Genomic DNA, 3,659 nt, shown 5'->3' on the forward strand with positions numbered 1-3,659 from the left:
GCCCGCCGAGGCCTGAGCACCGGCCCGAAATCTGACCCCCACCACGCCCCGACGCGCTGTCAGAGATCCAGGCTCCCAACAACGTGACAGCGCCCGTCAACCTGATGCATTCAGCGCATAGATGGCTATTGCAGATGACAGTCATCGTGAGGTGGACGATCCGTAACAAGGTGCACGGCTCGTTCACGGGCCGGTCGCGGGGTGGGCAGGGTGTGCGCGTGCGGCCGACCGGCCGCCATCCGCACCACGCACACCCCGAACCTACGGCCCTCGTGCCGACGGGTTCGGGTGGCGCCCGCACCATGCAGGGGGAACCCGTGTCGAAGTCCATCACCGCCCGCCGCCTGACCGCCGCCGCCTTGAGCGCCGGCGCGCTGACCGCGGTCCTGACGGCGCCGGCGTCGGCGGCCGAGCACCGGCCGCACCGGCCGAACGTGCAGATCTCCGACGTGCAGTACGACTCCCCGGGACCCGACGACCGCTCCAACCACTCGTTGAACAAGGAGTGGTTGGAGATCACCAACAACACCCGCCGTGCGGTGAACCTGGACGGATGGACGCTGCGCGACGAGGACGGCCACCGCTACCGCTTCGACAACGTCCGTCTCGCCGGCCGCGCCACCGTCCGCGTCCACACCGGCGTCGGCCGTGACACCCGCACCGACCTGTACCAGGACCGCCGCCACTACGTGTGGGACAACCGCGCCGACACCGCCACCCTGCGCGACGACCGCGGCCGCACGGTGGACACCGAGTCCTGGGGCCGCCACCGCGGCGGCCGCCGCTGACACCCCACGGGCAGCACCGGCAGCCAGGGACCGGCGTCGGCACACCCCGACCCCCCACCACCACGGCGCGCCGCTCCTTCAAAGGGGCGGCGCGCCGCCGGTTTTTTGCAAGCGGCTGGTCGGGCGGCCGGGAACCAAAGGTGGGGGTGCCGACGCCTCCCGGACAAAGAAGCAGGCCGCCTCGATGGCGACCTAGCGCGACAAGGCCGACGTGGACGCCACGACGATGCGCGACAGCTGGCGTCGGTGGGCCGAGGCGCCCGTCGGCGCCGTCGACGCGGTGGTGGCCGCGGCCGCCCCCGGTCCGCCCGGCCCGGACGGCGTCGACGGGCCCGACACTGGACCGCGCGTCCCGCCCCCGCCGACATCACGCCCGTCGTGTTCGACCCCGAGACCGGGCTGACCGCCGACGACAAGACGTTCACCCGCGCGCAGCTGCTCGCGGCCGTGGCGAACGCGCTGGAGTGCGACATCGACGCCGGACCGGACAGTCTGGAGCGGCCGTGCGATGACGTCCTGGAGGTCGAGGGCATGCGGTGCGCGTGTCCACCCTCGGCTCCACCGTCATGTCGTCCACCGCCCGCTACACCACGCAGGACATCCTCGACGCCGAGGAGACCGTCCGGGCCCAGGCACTGGAACGGTCCGACAGCGGCACCGTGCAGCTCGCCGCCGACCAGGCCGCCGCCGTCGACATCTTCCAGGTCGCCGCCGAGTTCGAGCTGTCCGAGGAACAGCAAGCCGCGGTGAGTCGGGTGCTGACCGCCGGGCACGGCATCGACGCCCTGGTCGGCGTCGCCGGGGCGGGCAAGTCCACGCTGATGGAGACGTGCCGGATCGGCTGGGACGCCACCGGCACCACCTACGCCGGCGCCACCCTTGCCGCGGTCGCCGCCAAGCAGCTGCACGACACCTCCGGCATCCCCGCCCGGACCGTGGCCGCCTGGCTCGGCGAGATCGAGAACGGCAGCGGGCTGCGCGGCGTCGACGTCTTGGTCTGCAGGAGAGCCATGACACAGAAGACTGGAAACGACGAGGGAAACCGGTTCTGCAAGGCGTGCGGCACGCTGGCCGAGGACGGAGAACTGTGCAACCACTGCGGCGCCGTCCCGGACCTCCCCGACGGTGCGGGCCTGGTCGAGGACCAAGGCGCGGCAGTACGACGCGACTTCGAAGAACGCACCCAGCAGCAAGGATGAAAGGCGACCGGAGGACGAACCCGATCAACCCGCTCCGTTGAACAGCGTGCACTGGGGTAAACGGGGCGGCATGGCATCCAAGACTGATTGCGTCATGTCCCTGCGGGCCGTGCGGCAGCTGCGCCGGGTCCGCGCCTTCTACGCGGGGGGCGTCCTGCTGTGGGCGGTACTGACCGCCTGGACGGGCTGGCAGTTGCCCGGGAGCCGGCAGATGTGGGTGTCCGCCCTCCTCTTGGCCGTCTTCAGCGGCCTCCTGCTCACGGCCTCCCTGTGGCTGCAGCGCCTCCAAGCCGCAGGCTCGCAACGTCCTGCGCACCACGCCGCATCACGGAGGGCAACTGCACCACGTCACGCGCATGCCTGACCCACTGCCGATAAGGCAGCACCGCCCGCCGGCCCGGGTCTCATCGTGTTTCTGTCCTTCAACATCTGGCTGCGAGCCAGTCCCTGCCTGGACCACCTCTGAGTATCTCTGGAGCCGGTGAGGCCGTCCGTTTTCGGCCCTCTCGCAAGGCCCGGGAGGCAAGGCACGGGCAGGGGGTAGGCGGGTAGGTATGGATGGCACACGACTTCGACAGGAAGAACAGAGCTCACAGGAAACCCGTGCCCGAGGAACGATGCGGATCTGGCGGTGGGCCAGGTGGGCGGCATTTGTTCTTGCGGTCAGCTGGGCGGTGAACTGGGTCATCAATCTCATCCAGGGCGATCAGGGCTGGGACCTGTGGTGGCCTCTGGTCAGTACCGTCATCTGGACGGCGTTGACCGTGTACGGCTTCAGGACCTATCGCCGGATCAGGACAACGACCCTGCCGGCCATCACCGGCCGCCCGTCTGCCTGACCACCTTGGCCAGCCCGCTTCCTGCCACCTTTCGGCACTTGGACCACTGATCCCTACACGCGACTGCAGCGGTCCCCATGAGGGATTTCATGGACGACCACCTATGAAACGGGCCAGAGCGTGACGGTCATGGCGTCGTGCCGCCACGACGTCACGCTCAGAGGGCACCCGCGGCTCGACGCCTTCCTGTACCCCTGCTTCCGGCGTCGGCGCGACCCCGCAGGGTGGACCCCGTCCCCGGTCTGGGTGAAGAAGGCGCCAGCCACCGGGTCTCGGGAGTCGAGTAGGTGGGCTGGGCTGGCGGGCGAAATCGGGAGGCGGAAGCCCAGAGCGGACCGCATCGGATTGATGTTCCAAAACGTCCTGGTTTGCGCGACTCCTGTCAATGGGCCGGAGTGGGGAGACGCAAGCGACCGATTCCGCCCCCCATTCTTATGGGCCAGCAGGAAGCCAGTCGGCGCGCAGGCGAACCTCGGCTGGCACTGGAGTACCGACTGCCTCAAGTAGCCCCGCCGGAGCAGGGCCAGCTGTTGCGTCGAAGTGCACGGTGCCGCCGGAGAACGTCGCGCCGTCGAAGCTCACGTCGCTGCCGGAGAACCTCGCGCCGTCGAAGCGCACATAGCCGCCGGAGAACGTCGCGCCAGTGAAGCTCACGTCGCCGCCGGAGAACAGCGCGTCGCCGAAGTACACGGTGCCGTCGGAGAACAGCGCGCCGTCGAAGCGCACGGTGCCGCCGGAGAACCTCGCGCCGTCGAAGCGCACATAGCCGCCGGAGAACGTCGCGCCAGTGAAGCTCACGTCGCCGCCGGAGAACAGCGCGTCGCCGAAGTACA

Annotated in this window: 5 protein-coding genes; 4 read left to right on the forward strand and 1 reads right to left on the reverse strand. The window is 69.7% G+C overall.

The window, feature by feature from the left end:
• The first annotated feature begins 317 nt into the window (after nt 1–317).
• The 4 genes from AB0I73_RS39755 to AB0I73_RS39770 all read left to right on the forward strand — a co-directional run bounded on the left by AB0I73_RS39755 (nt 318) and on the right by AB0I73_RS39770 (nt 2,826).
• Nucleotides 318–788 carry a lamin tail domain-containing protein gene (locus AB0I73_RS39755; RefSeq protein WP_363045267.1) on the forward strand — a complete coding sequence of 157 codons (471 nt, stop codon included), beginning with the start codon at nt 318–320 and terminating at the stop codon, nt 786–788.
• 536 nt (nt 789–1,324) lie between these two features.
• Nucleotides 1,325–1,987 carry an AAA family ATPase gene (locus AB0I73_RS39760; protein WP_363045268.1) on the forward strand — a complete coding sequence of 221 codons (663 nt, stop codon included), beginning with the start codon at nt 1,325–1,327 and terminating at the stop codon, nt 1,985–1,987.
• 70 nt (nt 1,988–2,057) lie between these two features.
• Nucleotides 2,058–2,351 (forward strand): hypothetical protein, encoded by a 294-nt coding sequence (locus AB0I73_RS39765; protein ID WP_363045269.1) that lies wholly within the window; start codon nt 2,058–2,060, stop codon nt 2,349–2,351.
• 253 nt (nt 2,352–2,604) lie between these two features.
• Nucleotides 2,605–2,826: a hypothetical protein gene (locus tag AB0I73_RS39770; RefSeq protein WP_363045270.1), complete on the forward strand. Its 222-nt coding sequence runs from the start codon at nt 2,605–2,607 to the stop codon at nt 2,824–2,826.
• A gap of 432 nt (nt 2,827–3,258) precedes the next feature.
• On the opposite strand, the gene AB0I73_RS39775 is transcribed toward AB0I73_RS39770, so the two are convergent.
• A partial coding sequence (locus AB0I73_RS39775; RefSeq protein WP_363045271.1) for a pentapeptide repeat-containing protein occupies nt 3,259–3,659 on the reverse strand: 401 nt, incomplete at its 5' end.

Origin of the sequence: Streptomyces sp. NPDC050388 (assembly GCF_040655635.1) — a bacterium.
Lineage (GTDB): Bacteria > Actinomycetota > Actinomycetes > Streptomycetales > Streptomycetaceae > Streptomyces.